The sequence below is a fragment of the Lactobacillus sp. M0390 genome (assembly GCF_016102085.1).
GTDB classification, from domain to species: Bacteria; Bacillota; Bacilli; order Lactobacillales; family Lactobacillaceae; genus Lactobacillus; species Lactobacillus apis.
In genome coordinates, this window is record NZ_JACFPH010000011.1 from 1 (window position 1) to 3,924 (window position 3,924).

The window sequence follows — 3,924 nt, forward strand, 5'->3', positions numbered from 1 at the left end:
CCACACCAGAAGAAATTGCCAAGGCAGTAGCAGATGGTAAGGTCAAGATTAATGCCGCATATGTACCAGGTAAGGACTTAACAGACCAAAAGGCAGACGCTAACAAGGAAATTGATAAGACTGCTAGCGACGTTAAGGACAAGATTGATGCCGACAAGAATCTGACGACTGACGAAAAGAACAAGCAGAAACAAGATGTCGACAAGGCAGCTTCAGAAGCTAAAGATGCGATTAATGCCGCAACCACCCCAGATGAGGTTGCTAAGGCAGAGCAAGATGGTAAAGACAAGATCAATGGTGCTTACCAACCAGGCAAGGACTTAACAGATCAAAAGGCAGACGCTAACAAGGAAATTGATAAGACTGCCAATGATGTTAAGGACAAGATTGATGCCGACAAGAACCTGACAGCTGATGAAAAGAACAAGCAGAAGCAGGATGTCGACAAGGCAGCTTCAGAAGCTAAAGATGCGATTAATGCCGCAACCACACCAGATGAGGTTGCTAAGGCAGAGCAAGATGGTAAAGACAAGATCAATGGTGCTTACCAACCAGGCAAGGACTTAACAGACCAAAAGGCAGACGCTAACAAGGAAATTGATAAGACTGCCAACGATGTTAAGGACAAGATTGATGCCGACAAGAATCTGACGACTGATGAAAAGAACAAGCAGAAGCAGGATGTCGACAAGGCAGCTTCCGAAGCTAAAGATGCGATTAATGCCGCAACCACACCAGATGAGATTGCTAAGGCAGAACAAGATGGTAAAGATAAGATCAATGCCGCATATGTACCAGGTAAGGACTTAACAGATCAAAAGGCAGACGCTAACAAGGAAATTGATAAGACTGCCAATGATGTTAAGGACAAGATTGATGCTGATCAAAACTTGACAACTGACGAAAAGAACAAGCAGAAGCAGGATGTCGATAAGGCAGCTTCAGAAGCTAAAGATGCGATTAATGCCGCAACCACACCAGATGAGATTGCTAAGGCAGAACAAGATGGTAAAGATAGGATCAATGGTGCTTACCAACCAGGTAAGGACTTAACAGATCAAAAGGCAGACGCTAACAAGGAAATTGATAAGACTGCTAGCGACGTTAAGGACAAGATTGATGCCGACAAGAATCTGACGACTGACGAAAAGAACAAGCAGAAACAAGATGTCGACAAGGCAGCTTCAGAAGCTAAAGATGCGATTAATGCCGCAACCACACCAGATGAGATTGCTAAGGCAGAACAAGATGGTAAAGATAAGATCAATGGTGCTTATCAACCAGGTAAGGACTTAACAGACCAAAAGGCAGACGCTAACAAGGAAATAGATAAGACTGCTAGCGACGTTAAGGACAAGATTGATGCTGATCAAAACTTGACAGCTGACGAAAAGAACAAGCAGAAGCAGGATGTCGATAAGGCAGCTTCAGAAGCTAAAGATGCGATTAATGCCGCAACCACACCAGATGAGATTGCTAAGGCAGAGCAAGATGGTAAAGATAAGATCAATGCCGCATATGTACCAGGTAAGGACTTAACAGGCCAAAAGGCAGACGCTAACAAGGAAATAGATAAGACTGCTAGCGACGTTAAGGACAAGATTGATGCTGATCAAAACTTGACAACTGACGAAAAGAACAAGCAGAAGCAAGATGTTGACAAGGCAGCTTCTGATGCCAAAGATGCGATTAATGCAGCAACCACACCAGATGAGATTGCTAAGGCAGAACAAGATGGTAAGGACAAGATCAATGCCGCATATGTACCAGGTAAGGACTTAACAGACCAAAAGGCAGACGCTAACAAGGAAATTGATAAGACTGCTAGCGACGTTAAGGACAAGATTGATGCCGACAAGAATCTGACGACTGACGAAAAGAACAAGCAGAAACAAGATGTCGACAAGGCAGCTTCAGAAGCTAAAGATGCGATTAATGCAGCAACCACACCAGATGAGATTGCTAAGGCAGAGCAAGATGGTAAAGATAAGATCAATGCCGCATATGTACCAGGTAAGGACTTAACAGACCAAAAGGCAGACGCTAACAAGGAAATAGATAAGACTGCTAGCGACGTTAAGGACAAGATTGATGCCGACAAGAACCTGACAACTGACGAAAAGAACAAGCAGAAGCAAGATGTTGACAAGGCGGCTTCAGAAGCTAAAGATGCGATTAATGCCGCAACCACACCAGATGAGATTGCTAAGGCAGAACAAGATGGTAAAGATAAGATCAATGCCGCATATGTACCAGGTAAGGACTTAACAGACCAAAAGGCAGACGCTAACAAGGAAATTGATAAGACTGCTAGCGACGTTAAGGACAAGATTGATGCCGACAAGAATCTGACGACTGATGAAAAGAACAAGCAGAAGCAGGATGTCGACAAGGCAGCTTCAGAAGCTAAAGATGCCATTGATAAGGCAAAGACCCCAGATGAGGTTGCTAAGGCAGAACAAGATGGTAAGGACAAGATTAATGGTGCTTACCAACCAGGTAAAGAATTAACAGATCAAAAGGCAGACGCTAACAAGGAAATTGATAAGACTGCCAACGATGTTAAGGACAAGATTGATGCCGACAAGAATCTGACGACTGACGAAAAGAACAAGCAGAAACAAGATGTCGACAAGGCAGCTTCGGAAGCTAAAGATGCCATTGATAAGGCAAAGACCCCAGATGAGGTTGCTAAGGCAGAACAAGATGGTAAAGACAAGATCAATGGTGCTTATAAACCAGGTGCTGAGTTAGCCGGTCAAAAGACTGACGCTAAGTACCAGATTGATGATGAGGCTGAATTAGTTAAAGGTCAAATTGCTCACGATGCTTCATTGGATAACAAAGCAAAAGCTGAACAAACTGCAGCTGTTGATGCAGCTGCAACAACAGCTAAGAATCGGATTGACGCTGCTGGTTCAGCTGAAAGTATTCAAAAAGAAGTTGTTAGTGGTATTAAGATAATTGATTCTAAATATGTTACTAATCCAATTACATTAGCTGAGCAAAAGAAATATGCTCAACAACTAATTAATGATGAAGTTGCTATTGTTAAAGAGTTAATTAATAGTGATTCAACTCTTAACGATACAGTTAAGGCACAACAAGCTAGAGAAGTTGACACTCAGGCACAAAAAGCAATTGATAAGATTGCTGCAGCAGCTGATGCTCAAGGTGTTAAGGATGAATACGAAACAGGAATCAATGCAATTCATGCTCAGCACGTAGCAGGAATTAATCTGGAAGATTCGAAGTCGGCAGCTAAATCTGACCTTGACCAAGAAGCAAATACGATTAAGAAGGCAATAGCTAATGATGCTTACTTAACTGAAGAAGAAAAGGCTGTTCAAACTGCTAGAGTTGAATTTGAAACTGAGAAGGCTCAAAATGCAATTGATCGTGCAGAAACAGTTCAAGAAGTTAAGGAACTAAGAGATGCTGCAATTCCTGTAATTAATGCACAATATGTACCTGGAGTTAAGGGTAATGGTTCAGGCTCCAATGGCTCAGAATCAAATGGCTCTGACTCCAATGGTTCAGGTTCGAACGGCTCAGAATCAAATGGTTCAGACTCCAATGGTTCAGGTTCGAACGGTTCAGAATCAAATAGTTCAGATTCAAATAGTTCAGACTCCAACGGTTCAGGTTCCAACGGCTCAGAATCAAATGGTTCAGGCTCAAATAGTTCAGACTCGAACGGTTCCGGCTCCAATGGTTCAGGTTCGAACGGCTCAGAATCAAATGGTTCAGGCTCAAATAGTTCAGACTCCAACGGCTCAGACTCCAACGGTTCAGGTTCGAACGGCTCAGAATCAAATGGTTCAGATGCAAACGGTTCTGGTTCGAATGGCTCAGGATCAAACGGTTCAGATGCAAATAGTTCCGACTCCAATGGCTCAGGATCAAACGGTTCAGGTTCAAACG

1 protein-coding gene is annotated in these 3,924 nt (G+C 43.0%); it reads left to right on the forward strand.

Annotated features, from left to right (window positions below; genetic code table 11):
- The coding region (locus H3R25_RS08785; protein WP_198195159.1) for a DUF1542 domain-containing protein at positions 1–3,924 on the forward strand (3,924 nt) is incomplete at both ends.